This window comes from Hymenobacter frigidus, assembly GCF_014640435.1.
Lineage (GTDB): Bacteria > Bacteroidota > Bacteroidia > Cytophagales > Hymenobacteraceae > Hymenobacter > Hymenobacter frigidus.
Genome location: NZ_BMGY01000037.1, coordinates 1 through 19853, shown reverse-complemented (window position 1 = coordinate 19853; position 19853 = coordinate 1). Strand labels below are relative to the sequence as shown.

General features: G+C 59.5%; 12 protein-coding genes. 7 read left to right on the top strand and 5 right to left on the bottom strand.

Translation table 11 applies throughout. The features are described from left to right. Positions 1 to 187 precede the first annotated feature (187 nt). Complete coding sequence (locus tag IEW17_RS16080; protein WP_188563084.1) at positions 188 to 682, top strand: hypothetical protein; 495 nt, start codon at positions 188 to 190, stop codon at positions 680 to 682. 105 nt (positions 683 to 787) lie between these two features. Here the strand turns inward: IEW17_RS16080 and dnaA are convergent, their stop codons facing one another. The 3 genes from dnaA to IEW17_RS16065 form a co-directional block, all read right to left on the bottom strand. Then, positions 788 to 2353, bottom strand: a complete 1566-nt coding sequence (gene dnaA / locus IEW17_RS16075; protein ID WP_188563083.1) for a chromosomal replication initiator protein DnaA — start codon at positions 2351 to 2353, stop codon at positions 788 to 790. Positions 2354 to 2587: 234 nt separating this feature from the next. Further along, the gene (locus IEW17_RS16070; RefSeq protein ID WP_188563082.1) at positions 2588 to 3526 is read right to left on the bottom strand and encodes a bifunctional metallophosphatase/5'-nucleotidase; all 939 of its coding nucleotides are present in this window, start codon (positions 3524 to 3526) and stop codon (positions 2588 to 2590) included. A gap of 97 nt (positions 3527 to 3623) precedes the next feature. Continuing rightward, positions 3624 to 4385 (bottom strand): 5'-nucleotidase C-terminal domain-containing protein, encoded by a 762-nt coding sequence (locus tag IEW17_RS16065; protein ID WP_188563081.1) that lies wholly within the window; start codon positions 4383 to 4385, stop codon positions 3624 to 3626. 190 nt (positions 4386 to 4575) lie between these two features. Between IEW17_RS16065 and IEW17_RS16060 the strand changes: the two genes are divergently transcribed. The 5 genes from IEW17_RS16060 (at position 4576) to IEW17_RS16040 (ending at position 15224) form a co-directional block, all read left to right on the top strand. Continuing rightward, entirely contained in the window at positions 4576 to 6360 is a 1785-nt protein-coding gene (locus IEW17_RS16060; protein ID WP_188563080.1) for a methylmalonyl-CoA mutase family protein, read from the top strand. A 239-nt stretch (positions 6361 to 6599) separates the two neighbouring features. Next, positions 6600 to 8846: a methylmalonyl-CoA mutase gene (gene scpA / locus IEW17_RS16055; RefSeq protein ID WP_188563079.1), complete on the top strand. Its 2247-nt coding sequence runs from the start codon at positions 6600 to 6602 to the stop codon at positions 8844 to 8846. 20 nt (positions 8847 to 8866) lie between these two features. Next, on the top strand, positions 8867 to 10108 hold the full coding sequence (locus IEW17_RS16050) for an AAA family ATPase (RefSeq protein WP_188563078.1): 1242 nt from the start codon (positions 8867 to 8869) through the stop codon (positions 10106 to 10108). Next, positions 10105 to 10539 carry a hypothetical protein gene (locus IEW17_RS16045; protein WP_188563077.1) on the top strand — a complete coding sequence of 145 codons (435 nt, stop codon included), beginning with the start codon at positions 10105 to 10107 and terminating at the stop codon, positions 10537 to 10539. Before IEW17_RS16050 ends, IEW17_RS16045 begins: the two co-directional genes overlap by 4 nt. Before the next feature lie 191 nt (positions 10540 to 10730). Then, the gene (locus IEW17_RS16040) at positions 10731 to 15224 is read left to right on the top strand and encodes a DUF7619 domain-containing protein (RefSeq protein ID WP_188563076.1); all 4494 of its coding nucleotides are present in this window, start codon (positions 10731 to 10733) and stop codon (positions 15222 to 15224) included. Between the two features lie 62 nt (positions 15225 to 15286). Here IEW17_RS16040 and IEW17_RS16035 read toward each other — a convergent pair whose 3' ends face one another. Both IEW17_RS16035 and IEW17_RS16030 read right to left on the bottom strand, forming a co-directional pair. Continuing rightward, positions 15287 to 16342 (bottom strand): response regulator, encoded by a 1056-nt coding sequence (locus tag IEW17_RS16035; protein ID WP_188563075.1) that lies wholly within the window; start codon positions 16340 to 16342, stop codon positions 15287 to 15289. Next, a complete protein-coding gene (locus IEW17_RS16030; protein ID WP_188563074.1) occupies positions 16320 to 17909 on the bottom strand; it encodes a sensor histidine kinase in 1590 nt (529 codons plus the stop codon). The genes IEW17_RS16035 and IEW17_RS16030 overlap by 23 nt, the downstream gene beginning before the upstream one ends. A gap of 327 nt (positions 17910 to 18236) precedes the next feature. On the opposite strand from IEW17_RS16030, the gene IEW17_RS16025 reads away from it, so the two are divergent. Then, the gene (locus tag IEW17_RS16025; RefSeq protein WP_188563073.1) at positions 18237 to 19592 is read left to right on the top strand and encodes a glycine-rich protein; all 1356 of its coding nucleotides are present in this window, start codon (positions 18237 to 18239) and stop codon (positions 19590 to 19592) included. Positions 19593 to 19853: the final 261 nt, after the last annotated feature.

The following is a 19853-nucleotide window of genomic DNA, read 5'->3' as shown; positions in this document are numbered from 1 at the left end:
GCTCGACAATATATAAGGAATGTCATGCTGAGCGCAGCTGAAGCATCTCGCTCGGAGTAGTAATCCAATCGCAAGAAAAGATTTACCACCCCAGGCGAGATGCTTCGGCTGCGCTCAGCATGACGTTCTTATTTAGACTTTGCGCCAGCACGCGCAATCAGTAAAAACTTCGTCCTAAATTTGCCCTATGCCCACTGGTACCACCCGCATCCGTCTTCGCCCTGCCAACACCTCCCGTGTCCCGTTCTGGGGCCAGCTCGCCATCGGCCTGTTTTGGCTCGCCTACGTATTATTTGGGATGTGGAGCGACTACGGCGCGCAGGACTACCACTTCCTGCACTGGGTATTTCTGGTGTTCACCTTCGTGTACCTGGGCTACGTGCTGGTCAACAACGCCCCCATCTTTGGCACCCAGAGCTACCTGGAGTTCACGCCCGGCTACATCGTGCACAAAAATGGCCTGTTTCGTCCAAAGCAAGTATTCGCCGCCGAAAATATCTCGGCGCTCGAATTGAAGCCCGCCGTGCTGCGAGTACGCCAGAAAGATGGCGAAATCTACGCCCTGAACCTGCGCGAGGTGAAAGGCAAAATGCGCAAAACCCGCTTCCGCGAGCAAGTGCGGGCGTTTGCCGCCAAGTACAACCTACCCTTGCAGGAAGTCGCGCCAACTACAACCGCTTAAACAAGCATTTCCATAAAAAGAGGACGGGGGTGAAGATGCTAATGTGCGTCTTCACCCCCGTCCTCTTTTTATGGAAATGCTACTGAACTTCCCCGTTGTGGAGCGCTAGTTCTTCGCAAATTTTTTCCGCAGCTCGTCCACCTGGTCACGAAATTTCTTGTCCGAATCCACTAAGTCTGATACCGTCTGCACCGAGTGCATGACGGTGGTATGGTCGCGGCCACCGAAGTGGAAACCGATGGTTTTCAGCGTGTGCGCCGTGTGGTGCTTGGCGAAGTACATGGCAACTTGCCGGGCCGTCACCACTTCTTTCTTGCGGGTTTTATCCTTGAGAAGCTCCACCGAAATGCCGAAATAAGCGGCCACGGTCTTCTGAATAAAGTCAAGGTTCACCTCGGCTTCCACTTCCTCAATGATGTGGCGCAGGGCCTGCTTCACCATCTCCAGGTCGATGTCGCGGCGGCTGAGGCTGCTCTGGGCTACCAACGAGGCGATTACGCCCTCCAGCTCGCGCACGTTGGTGTGCACCGAGTTGGCGAGGTAGTCCACCACGTGGTCCGGCGGAATGTCGATGCCGTCCTGTTCCATCTTGTTGCGGATGATGGCCACCCGCGTCTCAAAGTCAGGGCTTTGCACATCGGCCGTGAGGCCCCACTTGAAGCGGTTCAGCAGGCGGTCTTCCAGGCCTTGCAGGTCCTTGGGCGGCCGGTCGGAGGTCATCACAATCTGCTTGCCCGACTGGTGCAAGTGATTGAAGATGTGGAAGAACATTTCCTGCGTCTTGCCCTTATTGGCCAGAAACTGCACGTCGTCCAAAATCAGGGCATCGACCTGCAAATAGAAATTCGCAAAGTCCTGCACCTGTGCCCGCTGCACGCTGTCGATGAACTGGTTAGTAAACTTTTCAGCCGAAACGTAGAGCACGAACCGCTCGGGCGCGGTGGCCTTGATATGGTTGCCGATGGCCTGCACCAAGTGCGTTTTACCGAGGCCCACGCCGCCATACACCATCAGCGGGTTGAAGCTGGTGGTGCCGGGCTTGTTGGCTACCGCGAGGCCGGCCGAGCGGGCCAGGCGGTTGCAGTCGCCCTCGATGTAGTTATCGAACGTGTACGAGCCGTTGAGCTGCGACGGCACGAGGTTGCCGTCCACCGGCCGGGCCGTATCGAAGGGGTTGCGGGGCGGAGCCAGGGTATCGGCATTGCCGGCGCTGTTGCCAAAATTGTTGCCGCGCGGCGTGGTGCGCACCGTGCCCGAGGCCACGTAGCGCGCCGAGCCGGCGCGGGCGCTGCCGGCCAGCGGGTTGCCCATCGTCGGCGCGGTGGGCATGGTCTGGGGCGCGTCGCGCGGGTCGGGAGCAGCCTGCTTGCGGGGCGGGGGCAGGTGCAGGGCGCGGGGCGGCGTCTGCTCGTTGCCCTGGTCTACCACCACGCTGTATTCGAGGCGGCCTTCGGAGCCCAGCTCCTGAAACAGCGCCCGGCGCAGCTCGTCCACGTAATGCTCCTCCAGCCAGTCGTAGAAGTACGCGCTTGGCACCTGAATCGTCAGCACGTTGCCCTTCAACTCCACGGGCACGATGGGCTGAAACCACGTCCGAAAGCTCTGTTCGCCGATTTCCGCCGAGATGCTGCGCAAGCAGCCAGCCCAAACCGTGCGAAAATCTTTGAGCATGAGTGGAATTAATTAAGAATCGGCACCGAGCCGGGGCGGAAAAGGGAAGGAAACAGGCTGCCCCGCGACCACCGATTTTCCTTAAGGGGGGACAAAATTGTGGAAAACTTATCGAGAAAAAAAGCTGCTTTTGCCTTGCTTTTTCACTAGTTCTAGCAGGAGGGCAAACCATGCGGCCCACATCGTTTTTTAACCGTTAAGCTCGACAAATAACGGCCCCGCCCCACCCGGTCCTTATCCAATATCGCCCACCGGCAGCACGTGGGCCCGCACCAGCCCGCCGTGCCGGGTGCCGGGCGCGAACTCGTAGTCGAGCCGGCCCAGGTTGATGCCCGACCAGCCCACCTGGTTGATGTAAGTGGGCGGCCCGTCGAGGTTGGTGATGGGCTCCGGCGCGTCCATGAATGTGTGGGTGTGCCCGCCCAGGATGAGGTCGATACCCGAAACCTGCGCCGCCAGCTTGCGGTCGTCGAGCTTGGGATTTTCGTACTTGTAGCCGAGGTGCGAGAGGCAGATAACCAGGTCGCATTTTTCGGTACCGCGCAGCTGAGCAACCATTTCTTTGGCCTTGGCTACGGGGTCGAGGTACAGGGTCTGGCCGAAGTTTTTATCGGCCACTAGGCCACTCAGCTCAATGCCCAAGCCAAATACGCCGATGCGAATGCCCTGCTTCTCAAACACCTTATAAGGCGCGAAACGGCCAGCCAATGAGGTTTTCGAGAAGTCGTAGTTGGCAATAAGGAATGGGAAAGTGGCGTTGGGCAGCTGGCGCTGCAGGCCCTCCAGGCCGTTGTCGAAGTCGTGATTGCCGAGGGTGCTGGCGTCGTACGCCATCTGGCTCATGAGCTTGTATTCCAGCTCGCCGCCGAAGAAGTTGAAGTACGGCGTGCCCTGGAAAATATCGCCGGAGTCGAGCAACAGTACGTTGGCCTCCTTGCTGCGAATGTCCTTGATGAGGGCCGCGCGCCGCGCCATGCCGCCCAGCCCGGCCCACTGCCCGCCGTTGTCGGGGAAAGGCTCAATGCGCGAGTGCATGTCGTTGGTGTGCAGAATGGTGAGCTTCACTGGCGCTTTAGCAGCGGTAGCGGCTTCGGCCGAGCTGGCCAAGCTGCCCAGCGTGGTGAGGCCGGCAGTGCCAAGGAGGGAATTGCGGAGGAATTCGCGGCGCTTCATGTGGTTTGAATTAAAAATTATGAATTAAAAATCGAAGTGTAATCTGAGACCAAAACCCTTGGGCCTTTGCTCATTTTTAATTCTCAATTTTTAATTTCTAATTGCTTTTCACCCGGCCTTCGACCCTGGCCGTGACCGGCTGGCCGGCTTTGGTGAGGCTGCGGATGTGGTCGGCGATGGCGGTGCGGAGCAGCACGTTGGTGTGGCGGGCCGGGAGCGCCTTGAAAAAGCCCATGTTATCGCCGCCGGTGGCGAGGTAGTCGGAAATGGCAATGGGCCAGAGGCGGTCCTGGTTAGCATCGAAAGCCTGCCCGCCGATGCGGATATCCCTGGCCTGGCCGTCGAAGGTGATGGCGTAGGTAGCGCCCGAAACGGCCATTTTGCTGCGGGCAGCAAAGTCGAACAGCTGCTGCACTACCGCACCGGGAGCATCGAGTACAACCAGCTCGTTCTCGAACGGCATCAGCTCAAACACCGAGCCCAGGGTGACGGGACCGGCGGCGAAACCGGCCCGCAGGCCGCCGTTGGTCATCACGCCCAGCGGGATGGGCTCGCCCAGCACCTGGCTGGCGCGCACCCGCTGCAGGTCGGCCACGAAATTGGCCAGGGGCGACTCGCCGGGGTTTTTGGTGAGGGGAGCCGGGGCGTTGCCCAGTACCTCCGTCATTTGGGCCGTCACCTTGTCGTGGTACGGAGCGATGAGGGCGGCGGCGGCGGGGTCTTCGGCCTGGGCTTTGCCCACCGGCTGGCTAGTGAGGGGCGCAAACGTGGCCTTGGGCTGGTAGGCGGCGCGCTGGCAGCCAGCAGTGGTGGCAACGGCCAGGACCGCCCAAAAGGAGATAAATCGAACAGAACGCATGAAAAGAATTTAAAAATAGCCCAATCCCGCTACCGGGGCTCAAAGCTACGCCACTGGCTTGGGTCCTGGATATGGCTAGGCCTTGTGTGCGCGTCATGCGGGGCCCGGCCGTATCTTTCGGCCTGTTTGCGGCTCGGGGCCCATGGTGGCTCGGCACTGTCGCACTCGTTGGCTAAAGCGCCCAGAATTTATGTCCGATGTTTCCGCGGCTTCGTCCGTTTCCTTTGCTGAGTTTCCGGCGGTGACCACGGCCGACTGGCAGGCCCGCCTGGCCCGCGACCTGAAAGGCCAGGACCCCGCCACGTTGCGCTGGCCCCTGCCCGACGGCTTTGCCCTGGAGCCCTTCTACCACCGCGAGGCCCTGGCGGCGTTGGGTGGCGCGCCACTGCCCCAGCCCCACCCGGTTACGCCCTGGTTGAACGTGCCCACGCTGAACGTACCGGCCGACGGCGACGGCCGCGAGCAGATTGAGCTGGCGGCCACCGCGCTGGCGCTAGGGGCCGATGGCATCCACTTCAACATCAGCGACGCTGCCACGTTTGCCGTGTACTACCTGGCCGAGCTGCTGCCCCTGGCCCGCACCTTCGTGGGCTATACGGTGACGGAAACCCCAGACACGCTGCTGGGCCAGCTGATAGAAACTGCTCCCGGCACGGCGCTGCGCGGCTTTTTGCGCTTTGCCCCCAACACAATGCCCGAAGGAGCCGAGCTTTCGGACTACCGCGGGGCCCTGCGGCGCTGCGTGAGCCTGACCACGGGCATGCCCGATTTCCGGGCGCTGGCCGTGAACGGGGCTTTTTTTGGCAACCGCGGGGCCACGGCCACCCAGCAAATTGCCTTCAGCCTGAACACGGCCGCCACGCTGCTGGCCGAGCTGCCCGACGAGGAAGTGAGCGCCAGCCAAGTAGCCGCGGCCCTGCACCTGCACGTGGCCGTGATGCCCGGCTATTTCCTGGAAATAGCCAAGCTGCGGGCCCTGCGCCGGCTGTGGGCCACGCTGCTGCACAGCTTCGGGCTGCCGGCTGAGCTCAACGAGCGGCTGCGCATTCACACCCTGACTTCATCGTGGACCCAGACCACGCTGGCTCCGCACAACAACCTGCTGCGCCACACCACCGAGGCCATGAGCGCCGTGCTGGGCGGGGCCGATTCGCTGTCGGTCGCGCCCTTCGACTACTTATTTGCCGAAGCCAACGAGTTTTCGAGTCGACTGGCGCGCAACCTCTCGGTGCTGCTGCGCGAGGAGGCGGGCCTGGGCCGGGTGCAGGACCCCGCCGCGGGCTCCTACTTCATCGAAACGCTCACCGACCAGCTGGCCCAGGAGGCCTGGCAGGTGTTTCAGCGCATAGAGGCGGCTGGGGGGCTGCCCCAGATGCGGGGCCAGATGTTTGAAGAAATAAAGGCCGTGACCACCGAGACGTTCCGCCGCATTGCCAGCGGCCAGCAAGTGGTGGTGGGCACCAACCGCTTCCAGGACCACACCGAACAGTTCTCCTTCCACCCCAAAAAGCTGTTGCGCTCGGCCTCATTTGATGTGACCCGCGCTGCCTATCCCACCGAAGTACTGCGCCTGGCCACGGCCCTGCACTTTGAGCGCCGCGAGCGCAAGAGCAAGCGCGCCGCCGTGGTACTGCTCGGGGCCAACACCAACCAGGTGATTCTTGAATCGTTTGTGCAAATGCTGAAGGAGAACGAGCGGCCCGAGCTGGCCGCCAGCCACCCGCCGGGCACGCTGTCGCTACTCTACTCCTCGGCCGAGGAAGCCACGCTGATGTACGCCACGCCCGAGCAGTTCCAGCGCTTCGCCCGCTTCATCAATTTGATTCCAAAAGAGAAGCAGGTATTCATCCCCCCCGCCCTACTCAGCTCCGATTTGGCTACCATGCAGGAGGCCGTGCGGGTGTTTGGCTTCAAAGAAATGAAGGTGCAGGGCTACACTACGGAGCAGGTGCTGGCCCGCCTGCAAGGGCGGTAACCTGCCAGGTCATTAAGAAGATGTTTAAGTTAATAAAACGGTCATGCTGAGCGCAGTCGAAGCATCTCTACCGCTTCGTTGCACCGGCTCAAGCGAAGCGGTAGAGATGCTTCGACTGCGCTCAGCATGACCGTTTTAGAATGATTTTAGCTAACTCAAACAGCTTCTAAAGGAACGTCAAGTTCATCTGGCGTCCGCGCAGTTGAGCATGACTTGCTGTTTTACTCCTTAATTATCCCATGAAGCCCGATTTCTCCTCGATTCCCTACAACGCCGCTCCTGCCCCGACAACTTCCACAGTGCCGGAAACGACCGCCGCGCCTACGCCCGAGGGTATCGTTATTAAGAAGGTGTACACGGCAGACGATGTGGCCGGCCTCGACCACCTGGATTTCGGCGCCGGGCAAGCGCCGTACCTGCGCGGGCCGTATGCGTCGATGTACGTGCAAAACCCGTGGACCATCCGCCAGTACGCGGGTTTTTCCACGGCCGAAGCCTCGAATGCGTTCTACCGCCGCAACCTAGCCGGCGGGCAAAAAGGCCTGAGCGTAGCTTTTGACCTGGCTACGCACCGGGGCTACGACTCCGACCACCCCCGCGTGCAGGGCGACGTGGGCAAAGCCGGCGTGGCCATCGACTCGGTGGAGGACATGAAAATCTTGTTCGACCAGATTCCGCTCGACCAGATGTCGGTGTCGATGACCATGAACGGGGCCGTGCTGCCGGTGCTGGCCTTCTACATTGTGGCGGCCGAGGAACAGGGCGTGAGCCCCGAGAAGCTGGCCGGCACCATTCAGAACGATATTCTGAAGGAGTTCATGGTGCGGAACACCTACATCTACCCGCCCGCGCCGAGCATGCGCATCATCGCCGATATTTTCAGCTACACGGCGGCGCACATGCCCAAATTCAACTCCATTTCCATCTCGGGCTACCACATGCAGGAAGCCGGCGCAACGGCCGACCTGGAGCTGGCCTACACCCTGGCCGACGGTCTGGAATACGTGCGCGCCGGCCTGGCCGCAGGCATGAAGATTGACGAATTCGCCCCGCGCCTGTCCTTCTTCTGGGCCATTGGCATGAACCACTTCATGGAGATTGCCAAGCTGCGGGCCGGCCGCCTGCTGTGGGCCAAGCTCATGCAGCAATTCAACCCCACCAACCCCAAAAGCCTGGCCCTGCGCACGCACTGCCAGACTTCGGGCTACTCCCTCACCGAGCAGGACCCGTACAACAACGTGGCCCGCACCGCCATTGAGGCGCTGGCGGCCGTGCTCGGCGGCACCCAAAGCCTGCACACCAACGCGCTGGATGAGGCCATTGCCCTGCCCACCGACTTCTCGGCCCGCATTGCCCGCAACACCCAGCTCTACCTTCAGCACGAAACCGACGTGACCAAGGTGGTAGACCCTTGGGGCGGCTCCTACTACGTGGAAACCCTCACCCACGAGCTGGCCGACAAGGCCTGGGCGCTCATCCAGGAAGTGGAGGAATTGGGCGGCATGGCCAAGGCCATCGAGACTGGCCTGCCCAAGCTGCGCATTGAGGAAGCGGCGGCCCGCAAGCAGGCCCGCATCGACTCGGGCAAGGAAATCATCGTGGGCGTAAACAAGTACCAGACCTCCGAGAAAACCGAGGTTGAAGTGCTCGACATCGACAACGATGCCGTGCGCGAAAGCCAGATTGCGCGGTTGAAAAGCATCCGCGCCAGCCGCGACACCACGGCCGTGAAAGTGGCCCTGGCCGCGATTACGGAAGCGGCCGGAATCCGCTTGGGGACCTCACCCCCCGGCCCCCTCTCCCGCGGAGAGGGGGTGCCTGCCGATTCCACGTCAGCATCGTCTGGCCCTCCTCTCTCTGCGGGAGAGGGGGGCCAGGAGAATGAGGTTCCGTCCCACAACCTCCTCGCCCTGGCCATTACCGCCGCCCGCGCCCGCGCCACACTCGGCGAAATTTCCGACGCCCTCGAAGCCCAGTACGGGCGGCACCAGGCCACCACGCGCACCGTTTCGGGCGTGTACTCGCAGGAAATGAGCCACAACGCCGCCTTTGAACAGGCCCGCGCCGCCGCCGAGGAATTTGCCACCCGCGAAGGCCGCCGCCCCCGCATGCTGGTAGCCAAAATGGGCCAGGACGGCCACGACCGCGGCGCGAAAATCATCGCCACCAGCTTCGCGGATGTGGGCTTCGACGTCGATATCGCCCCCCTATTCCAAACCCCCGCCGAAGTAGCCCGCCAGGCCACCGACAACGACGTGCACGTGGTGGGCGTGAGCAGCCTCGCCGCCGGCCACAAAACCCTGCTTCCCCAGCTCCTCACGGAGCTCAAGCAGCTCGGCCGCGAGGATATTCTGGTGATAGCCGGCGGCGTGATTCCGGCCCAGGACTACCAATTTCTCTACGATGCCGGCGTGGCCGGCGTGTATGGCCCGGGCACGGTCATCGCCACGGCCGCGCTGGAGATTCTGGGAAAACTGGGGGAGTAAACGCGCTTACTTTTATAGCTATGGCTGAACGTCTGATTATCCGAAATTTCGCTGGTATCGATGAAATCGATATTGAATTGGGGCGCATTAATATTTTTATCGGAGCGCAGGCTAGTGGAAAAAGTATTTGCGTGAAGTGCCTGTATTTCTTCAAAGGCTGCATCAATAGCTTGCTTCGGCAAGCACTTCGGCCACAGTTTGTAGTTGCAGACTTAGAAGCGCTTTTCACGGCCGGCTTTTCTATGATGTTTGAGCGGACAGCATTTCAGGAGAACACTGTTTTACGCTACACCGATGGAAATAATTTTATTCAATTGACCGGCAATGAGCAACAGTTGGACGTCACTTTTTCCAACTTTTACCCCGCCCTGTTTGACCAAGCACGCAAAGCGGTTTCATCGCCCGTCAGCTCCTCACCAGAAGAAGCTGCTTTCTTAGATACGGCCCTATACATGCGTTTCAAGCAAGCGGCGGCGCTAGCATTGGGGCCCTTTGGAACTAGTACACTAATGTTCGTTCCAGCGAGTCGAGCCACCTATTCCTTGGCGACCGAACCACAGGCGGATGGTCCATTTTCTACGGACCCTTTTCTAAACAATTTTCGCCAGTTTTACAGCACCTTTAAGCGCAGTGAACCATTCACTCGCCAAGATTTGCGCAATTCGTTGGTTGATACCCTTACAAAGGAAGTTCTGCAAGCAGACTTCAAACGTGAGAACGAGGAAGACTTTCTTATCCAAGCACAGGGCACTAAAACACCACTGGTTGTATCCTCATCTGGCCAGCAGGAAGTATTACCTGTTGTGTTGGCGCTTCGCTACCTAGCATTAGCTGCCCGAACGGAACCTGAAATCGCAATCATTGAAGAGCCAGAAGCTCACTTGCACCCCACAGCCCAAAATACCCTGGCACAACTAATGGCTGCTGTGTACAATGTCCGTACCGCGCCGCTGCAACTATTTCTTACCACTCACACCCCTTACCTACTCACCGCCTTTAACAACCTCATTTATGCCGGCCAACTCGCCGACACCCTCCACGACGATGCGGCGGGCTTGGCCAAGCTCGATGCCGTTGTACCCAAAAAGCTGCGGCTGCACCTAGCCGATTTCCGGGTGTACGGCCTGGAAAACGGGCGGGCCACACTGATGATTGACGAAGAAACGGGGCTACTGCGGGCGGATTCGCTCGACAGCGTATCCGACGTGACCGCCGACCAGTTTGGCGACCTAATGGCCTTGGACCCCGCTATTCATTCATGAAAATTCCCGCCCAGCACCGCCGGGTGCGTACCGACCGTACCATCGTAGCCACCGATTCGCTAGGCGGAGCCAGCAAGTTTATCTTGCACAACCCTCAACAGTACGAAGTAGAAGAACTGCGGCCTGAGACGTTTATTCCTGCCGCCCCCGGTGTACATCGGTGCGATTACGTGTTTAGCGTTTCGGCAGTGCAACAAGAATTGTATGTCGAGTTGAAAGGCAACCGCCTCACCGATGCCCTCAAACAATTGGAAAGCACTTTGGCCCTGTTGCGCCTGCCGCTGCCCATTAAATCGTGCTTTGTAGTTTTGAACCGCAGTCCCAGCAACTCGCCAGAGGTGCAGCAGCAACGTATTCGCTTCGAAAAACGCACCTCCTGCAAACTAACCGTGCGCAGCCGGCAATTTGAATACTACTTAGCGTATCTCTAGCCCCCCTCGCTGCTGCCAATGTTTCTCCCGAAACCGCGCTAGTGGTTCGTCTAGCTTGACCCCGTGCTCAATAATGCGGTTCCCCTACATTTGCTCATAGGTCAATAACAAGGCCTTACGAGCCTGCCTTCGCCCGCCTACACACTCCTTGGCGCAAGTGCGAAGCTTCTACAGGAGCTTTAAATCCCCGAATGAGAAAACTTTTACTGCTATCCTGTTTGCTGGCCACGGTTACCTCGGCGTCCGCTCAGCTGCGCAACTTCCGGCTCGACCGGATGATGGGCACGCCGGTCGACTTTCCGCAGGACATCCAGGTGAGCGCCACCGGGGTCATGCACGTGCTGGACCGCGTGGGGTTGGTGAAGCTCGATGCAACGGGGCGCTACCTGCAAACTATTCCGTTGCGTTCGGCAACGCGCACGCCCGATTACCGTTCCCTGGCCTTGGATGGGCAGAACAATGTCTTTGTGGTGAACCGGGCGGCGTCTTTTGTGCGCAAGTACAGCGCGGGCGGCGACTCACTCACGCAGATTGGCGGGGCGGGCACGGCCCCAGGACAGTTTCAGCAGCCCGAAGGGGTGGCAGTCGATGCCGCGGGCAACATCTACGTGGCAGATACCGGAAATAACCGCCTGCAAAAACTAAGTGCCAGCGGGCAGGTGCAGTGGGTGTACGCCCCCGGCGGCGCCCAGGCCTTGGTGCAGCCATCGGATGTAAAGCTCGCGCCCGACGGCAGCGTGTACGTGTTGAATAAAAACTTTACCGCGGTCAGGCTCAGCATCACCGGGCAACTGCTCAATACGCTCTCACTGAGCTTCCCGGGGTCGACATCTTTTGGCCAAACAATAGGGCTAGAAATCGACGCGACCAATAATCTTTACGTCGTCAGTTCGCGGCTAAATGCTGTTCAGCGCTACAATGCCCAGGGAGTGCATTTGGGCGCTTTTGGTGCAGGCAGCGGCCCCTTCAACGGCGCGCACGCGGCCCTGGCTCTGGATGGTGGTGGCAATGTGTACGTCCTCGACGCCTCTGACCGGGACCAAAGCATTAGCACGATTCGCAAGCTGAGCGCCAGTGGGGCGTTGCTTAAGAAATGGGGCAACGAATTGGTGTTTGGCAACCGAATGCGACAGGATGAAGCGGGCAACATTTATTATATCGACCAAAACCAGCCGCGCATCGTCAAGATAAACCCCGCGGGCCAGCAAATCGCCGTGATTGGCGCGTCTAGCCAGGCCGATGGGCAATTCGGCGGGCTAACAAGCTTTGCCCTCGACTTGCAGGGCAACGTGTACGGGTTGGAAGGCATGAGCTTCCCGCCTCGTGTACAGAAGTTTGACCCGCAGGGGCGATTTGTCAGCAAAGTCTTGCTGCCCAATCCGCAGACCAACTCCAATGGCTACTGGCCCATGGACCTGGCCGTGGATGCGGCCGGCAACCTGTTCGTGCTCGATTACTGGAGCGCCGTCCGCAAGTACAATGCGCAGGGACAACTGCTGCAGCTGATTGGGGCGGGCGGCAGCAGTGGTGGCCCCGGCCCGGGGCAGTTCTATGCGCCACGCGGGGTGGTATTGGACTATCGTGGCAACGTATACGTACAGGACGGCGCCGGCCACCGCGTGCAAAAATTTAGTCCCAGCGGCCAGGTGCTACGCGAGTTCCTCTCGGTGTTTCCGCCTTCTTTTCAAGGCTCTCCTTCTCTGTCTCCCGTCGACGCTGGCCTAGCCGTGGATGGGGCCGGCAACGTCTACGCTAGCATCGGAAGGAACAACTACATCACCATGTTTGAGGGCAACAGCACCCGACAAGTGAAGCTGGCAGTGGGGGCTAATCCTGCGGTCATTACCATCAATCAACGCGGTACCCGGCTGACTAGCGCCATGTGGGCGCACGATGCGCTGCGGTTTTACGTGCCCACTACCAGCCCCCCCGAAAACCTGATTAGCGGCAAGGTATTCAATGACCTGAACAACGATTGCGTGCAGCAAGCCAACGAGCCGGCGCTGCCGAACACAGTGGTGGTGGCCGAGCCAAGCAGTAATTACAGCCTGACCGATGAAAATGGCCACTACACGATAGCCGTGGATACCGGTAGGTTTACCGTGCAGCAATTGCTGCCATCGCCGCAGCCGGGCCGGCAGGTGCAGCAGCTCTGCTCCGGCCCAACGACGGTTTCCTTCCGCTCGTACGGCAACGTGGTCAGCGGACCGAATTTTGGCAACCAGGTCAGCACCGCGCCTCATCTCACGGTGAGCGTGGCGTCGAATCGGCGGCGACGCTGTTTCCGCAACACCACGGCCGTGAGCTACGCCAACACCGGCTTCGCGGCCGCGCCAAATGCGACGGTGACCGTGGCGTTGCCGCCGGAAGTGGTTTTGGTACGGGCCGATGTGCCGCACACCCGGAACGCGGCGGGCGACTACGTGTTTCAGGTGGGGGCCCTGCAGCCAAACCAGCGCGGCATTATCACCATTCAGGACTCGGTGGTGTGCGGCAACCCCGCCATCCGCGGCCTTACCGTATGCACCCGCGCCTGGATTCGGCCCGTGAACACCTTCCCTGCGCCGGCGGGTTGGAACGGGGCATCCATGGTCGTCACGGGCAAAGTCTTGGGCAGCAGCCAAGTGCGCTTCGTGGCAAGGAACCAGGGTAGCGGCCCTACCACGGATAGCCTGGGGCTGCGCATTTTTCAGGATGCGCAGCTGGCGATGATGCGCAATATTTCCCTGGCCGCTGGCGACAGTCTGGTCCTGCGCTGGACGGCTACCGGGCCGGTCGTGCGGGTAGAAGTAGACCAGCCGGCCAACCATCCGTACGGTCCGGTAGCCAGTGCCACCGTCGAGCTGCCCGCGTTGCGGGCCAATACCTTGCCCAGCCCGGCCATGCGGTCGATGCCGCCCGGTGACCCGCAACCGGAAGTGGCGGAAGACTGCCAGCCGATTCTCGATTCGTACGACCCCAACGACAAGCAAGTGGTGCCGACGGGGCGCACGGCGCAGCGCTACACGCCCACCAGGGAGCCGCTTCGGTACCAGGTACGGTTCCAGAATACGGGCAACGACGTCGCGTACCGAGTGGCGGTAGTGGATACGCTGTCCGCCGACCTGGACCTCCGCACGCTGCAGGTCGGGGCGGTGTCACACCCGTACCGGATGACCCTTTCCGGCCATCGGCGCCCAGTCCTCACGTTCATGTTCGACAATATTATGCTGCCGGATAGTGCCAGTAATCCGGCGGGCAGCAACGGCTTTGTGCAGTTTAGCATCACGCCCAAAGTGGCCTTGCCGGCCCGTACGCGCATCGACAACTTCGCCGACATTTTCTTTGATTACAACGAACCCGTCCGAACCAACACCACCACCAATCGCATCTATGACATGCCGCTGAGCGTGGTGCCGGCCGTAGCCCTCCAGTACCCGGATGTGCTGGCCTCGCCCTTCATCACCGCCATGGCGCCGGCCCAGGGCCGTTTTGGCAGCTTAGTGACACTCACGGGTCGCAGATTTTCCCCAACCGCAACGAACAACCATGTCGCGTTCAACGGCGTCGTGGCTTCGGTGCAAAGTGCTACCAGTACGACCCTCACGGTGCGGGTACCTGCCGGTGCCGCCACCGGCGCGCTTACCATGACAACGGCTGACGGCGGGACGCGTAGTCCCAACTTCACCGTGTTCCAACCCCCTACGCTTGCCAGCGTAACCCCTGGCGAGGGACAACCCGGCTCCGCGGTAGTCTTAGCCGGTACGCACTTCTCGGCTGTAGCCGCGCAGGACACCGTTACCTTCAACGGGATTCCGGCCCGGGTGCTCCAGGCCACCCCGAACAGCTTGCAAGTAGAAGTGCCAATGGGCGCCACCCTCGGCAAAATCCGCATTCGAACCCTGGGCGGGCAGGTGGAAAGCGCGCAGTCCTTCATGGTCTGGTATCCGCCTGCCATAAGCAGCACTGTGCCGGGCCGGGCACGCACCGGCGCCACCGTAGCCTTGACGGGGACCAACTTCGCCGGTAGCAGTTCGCGCAACGTGGTTACGTTCGGGGGAGGACATGTAGGCCAGGTGCTACAAGCTTCGGCCACGCGCCTGGTAGTGAAGGTGCCGATGGCCGCGCAAACCGGCCCCGTTCAGGTGCAAACGCCCGGTGGGCAGGCCACTACGGCAACGGCCTTGCATATTATTCCGGTCCCAGTTATCACAGGTTTCAGTCCTGCTCACGGACCGGTTGGCACATCGGTTACCATCACCGGGCGCAACTTTGGAGAGGAGGGGCTGAATGACACCATTCTATTGGGAGGGCAAGCTACCCGCGTTTTACGAGCCACGGCCACGAGCGTGGAAGCAGTAGTCCCCCGTGGCGCCAGCACGGGAGCATGGACTGCGGCCGGTGCCGGAGGCCGAGGACAGTCGGGGGAAACGTTCACCGTTCGTGCCTTGCCGCTAAACGAGGCGGTTACGGTTTACCCAACCCCCACCCACGATAAGATTACCATTAGCTGGCGTCATGCGGACTTTGTTGTTCAGCAGGTGCGCATTTATAATACTATCGGTAGTCTGATTGCCACTGCGTTGGTGCCATCGGTTACGGCAGATGAGCTAATTGTACCGTTGACTCACTGCCGGGCAGGTCTTTACCTAGCGGTAATCGAAACGCCAGTGGGCAGGATTGTAAAACGCATCACTTTGTTGTAAAAACAGTCTGCGGCAGCAAAGGAGCACTTCTTCCAAAAGGCTTCTTTTGCTGTTCGGACCGTTTACTTGAGCAGGCGTAACTGCTCCGGCTGTAGTAGCTCAATCGACTTGCGGGTCAGTTCGATTATGCCTTTCTGTTGGAATTCGCTCAGGATGCGACTTAGCGACTCCGGGGCCGTCCCAATGATGGCGGCAAGGTCTTCGCGTGCAAGCACAATGAGTGGATTCGAGGGAGTATTGGTGCGCCGTTGTTCGTTGAAACGCAGCAGCGCGCTGGCCACGCGTTGGCGCAGGGAATGATAAGACAGGCCCAGCAGCGATTCCTCGTATTCGCCAACCCGGTTAGCGAGCATGCGCACAAACTGCTGATTGACTTCGGAGTTGTACAGCATGAGTTGCCGAAAGTAATCGGCAGTAGTGTGTAGCAGGATAGAATCTTCGGTTGCAACGGCCGAGTCGCGGTGAACGGTGCCTTGCAGTATGGCTTGGTAGCCAAAAAACTCCCCACGCTGGTAGAAAGCCGTAATAAATTCCTTGCCAGTGGCCGTGTTACGGCAAGTTTTGACCCGTCCCGCCTGCACGAAATACAGGAGAGTGGCTTCGTCGCCTTCCGCATAAATGCGGTGCTTGCGCGGCACTGGATACGGCTTAAGGCTCGTATCAAGGCCAGTGAGTGGGCCAACTCTGCTGGCGCCGGCCACAAAGTTATGTTGATTGTCAACGGGCCGCTCGCTTTCAGGTTGCAGGTGCTGAAACCGGTTGAGTCGCCCGGCCACGGCGCTTAGTAGCGTGCTGTTTTCGTAAGGCTTGGTCAGAAAATCATCGGCCCCCAGCGCCATGCCGCGGCGCAAATCGAATTGCTCAGTTTTGGCCGTAAGAAAAATGAACGGAATGCCAGCTAAAAGCGGATTCAGATTGAAGGCCTGCAGTACCCCGTACCCGTCCAGCACCGGCATGATGATGTCGCACACTACTAAATCGGGCTTGTTCGCCAAGGCTTGCTCAATACCAATCTTCCCGTTTTCGGCCATTCGCACGGCGTAGCCGGCCAGCGCAAGAATCTCACCGGTATTCTCACGAATCAGCGCGTTGTCTTCAATAAGTAAGATGGTCTTCATAAGGAATGTGCAGGGTGACTGTTGTGCCAACCTCCAATGTGCTCTGCAGGTCGATGGTGCCGCCCATCATTTCTGAGTATTTGGCAACGATGTAGAGCCCGAGGCCCGTGCCAGATACATACGCCACATCGCGGGCCCGAAAAAAACGCTCAAACAAATGGGCCTGGTCAGCCGCCGAAATGCCAATTCCTTGGTCTATTACCTTGAGTGTAAGTGTATTGTTGCTGCAGTCGACTCGCAGGGTTACCACGGAGTTTTCGCCCGAATATTTGAGGGCATTGGACAGCAGGTTAACGATAATCTTGCGTAGCAGCGAAGGGTCGAGCCAAACTGGTTCGGGACAGTTTATCTCTCGGACGATGGTTTGGCCGGTTTTGAGAAGGCCCTGTACGTCGGCCACGATATCGAGCAGCAGCGCCGCTACGCTAACGCGCTTGGGGTGAGCCAGTATTCGGCCTTCTTCGATGCGCGCCACCGAGAGAAACTCTTCCAGAATGTTATTCAGGTGGTGTACCGACTGGCGGATGCGGTCGACGTGGAGCTGTCGCTGTGGCTGTTGCTCAAAGGTTGGGTATTGCTCAAGCAGTGACGCCGAAGAGAGTACGACGGTGAGCGGGCTGCGGAACTCGTGCGAGGCCAAGGACACAAAGAGCGACTTTAATTCTCCCAACTTCTTCTCAGCCGCCAGGGCTTTGGCTAGCTCCGCCAAGGTGGTGGTTAGGGCACCGGTGCGGTCGGCCACCTTCTGCTCCAGCTCGATGTTGAGGCGCTCTACCCGGAGGCGGTGCGCCACGAGGGCTTGGTCGCTGTCTTTTTTTGAGGTAGTATCCAATACGTAAGACACGATGTATAATTCGTCGTCGAGGGAAAAACAGCACAAACTTACTTCAACCGGAAACATTATACCGTCACGGTGTCGGGCTTGCGTTTCGTGCCGTTGGGCATTCATTGCATCCACTTGGTGTCTGGTCACAAAATTATCGCGCAGCCGCTCGTAATGGTCCGTAGCGCCGGGCACCAAATCTTCAATAAGCTGCCCATTCAGCTCCTCCGTGGGGTAGCCAAATTGCCGATGCGCCATTTGATTGGCCGACACGATGATACCTGCCCTGCTGCAGACAATTATACCAATTGTAGCGTTGGCAATTACGGCTTCGTAGCGGCGCACACTCTGCGCCAGTTTGTTTTCAACCTCGAGCAAGCAGGTCTGCTTGGTGATGCGAACGAGGTAAAAAGCAGTGTCCTGCTCCTCAAAATAAGTCAATTCGATGCACGCCGAAAAGACACTGCCATCAACGCACTCAACGTCCGTGTTGGTATCCTGCCGGCCGTGCAGACGGGCAGCGGTGCGCAAAGCGGTCCAGTCGGCCACCGAAAAATGCGGTGTGCGCAGTTGCGGGTCCGGCCCAGACAAAAAACCCTCCTCTGATTCAAAGCCCAATAGCTTCACTCCGGCGGTGCTGATGCGCGTGAACGACTGCTGCCTAGCATCATAGATGCCCAGAAATTCGGGAGCTTGGTTGATGAGCACTTCTGTCAAAGAGTGCGAAAACGGAGAGGTGCGCATAAGTTGGGCGAACGAAAGTCCAATGTCTCATACGAGATACTGGTCAACTAAAGGTTGACATAAACTCGCAGGACATGGACTTGACGATAATCAACTTGCCACTTGAGTAGGCTCATAGTCCCGCACAAGGCTTGAAATTAACTTTGTACCGGGAAATTACAGCTTATTCTTTTCTCATATCAAACAATGATTAATTCAATACTCTGTCATAAAGTGTCAAGCAAATTCGAGGCATTATTGCACCGGGCTCAGCTAAATAAGATGGCGTGTTCTTCCATACGGCTTGTCCGGGATTGTGCTCCGCGGGTACGGCCGGAATTCCTGCTGTTGCTGTTACTAGCCCCGGCAGCTCTGGCCCAGACGACCACAACCTTCATCTACACCGGCGGCGCCCAGACCTACACTGTGCCGACGGGTATGTACAGCATAACAGTGGTGGCCGCCGGTGGCGCCGGCGGTACCGGTTCGGGCTCCGTAGCCGTAGCCGGTGCGCAGGTGAAGGCCACCATGACCGTTGTGCCCGGTGAAGTTCTCACCGTGCTTGTTGGTGGCGCAGGTGCCGCCGGGGTAGTAGGAGCTACAGCAGCAGGAGGCTACAATGGCGGTGCGATTGGTAACAACAACCAAGGTGGCGGTGGCGGTGCCACTGACCTGCGGCGGGACAGCCCGAGCGCGAATAGCACCGGTGATTACTTATCCAGCCGCAATGCGATGCTGGTGGCGGCGGGCGGCGGTGGCGGCGGCGGCGGCTCCGCAGGTGGGGCAGCGGGCCTGCATCTAGCCAACGGCGGCAATGGAACCGGCACCAGCGGCGGCTACGGCGCCACGCAGACTGCGGCGGGTGCGGGCGGCGACATCGCCAGCGGCGTTGCTGGCGGCGTGGGGGTGGGTGCACCGGGCAACCAGGGCAACGGGGGCAGCGGCGGAGCCCTTGGCGTCAACGCCGGTGGCGGCGGCGGCGGCGGCGGCGGCTATTACGGTGGCGGTGGCGGCAGCAGCGACTTCGTCGGCACTGCGGGTGGGGGCGGAGCGTCGTCGTGGGTCATGCCAACAGGCAGTGCTGCCCTGAGCTCCCAAACCGCTCCTACCGTATCGGCCGGAAATATGTCCATCACAGCCAATCAAGCACCATTACCCGTGGTATTGGTCAAGTTTATGGCCACTGCCACAGGCCCCGACGCCGTACACCTGGCGTGGGCTACTGCCTCGGAACGGAACAGCGCCAGCTTCGCCGTTGAGCGCAGCACCGACGGGCAGGCATTTACATCGTTGGGCATCCTAAAAGCAGCAGGCACTAGCAGCAGCCCCATTGCCTATGAATGGGTTGATGCTAAGCTACCCGCCAACCATAAAACGCTGTATTACCGCCTGCGCCAGACGGACCTTGACGCTACCATCTCCTATTCGCCCGTGCGAACAGTGACCCAAACCGCTGCTCGCGCTACCTCGCAACTGCAGGCTTATCCTAATCCGGCCCATGATAAGGTCTCGGTGAAGGTATCTGGGCGGATACTTACCGTACCAGTGACAGAATATCAGGTATTTGATTCGCAGGGCAGATTGGTGCGTACTCAAGCAGTTTCAGATGCAGCTACTGAAGTTTTATTACCATTGACCGGACTGCCTGCGGGGATGTATCTGCTGCGCTACGGCTCACTGATACAGTACTTAGCAGTGGAGTAATTGCCGGGGCGTAGGCCCATCCAAATTTCACACAGAAATTAAAGTAGGCCATTGAGGTGGTCTAGCTACGCCGGACGTAGTTGGGACGAGGTTTGCAGATGGGCACCTGCGCTGGTAGGTGCTCACCGGGTCGGCTGGCCAAAGATGACCAAGGCTTTCTTAAACAGGGCTGACGCACATTCCGGGTTTTTAGCCCTAGTGGTTAAAAAACAATAATTCGTCTGGTTAAGTTTGTGGTTTTGACTACGCCCACTTTAGGAC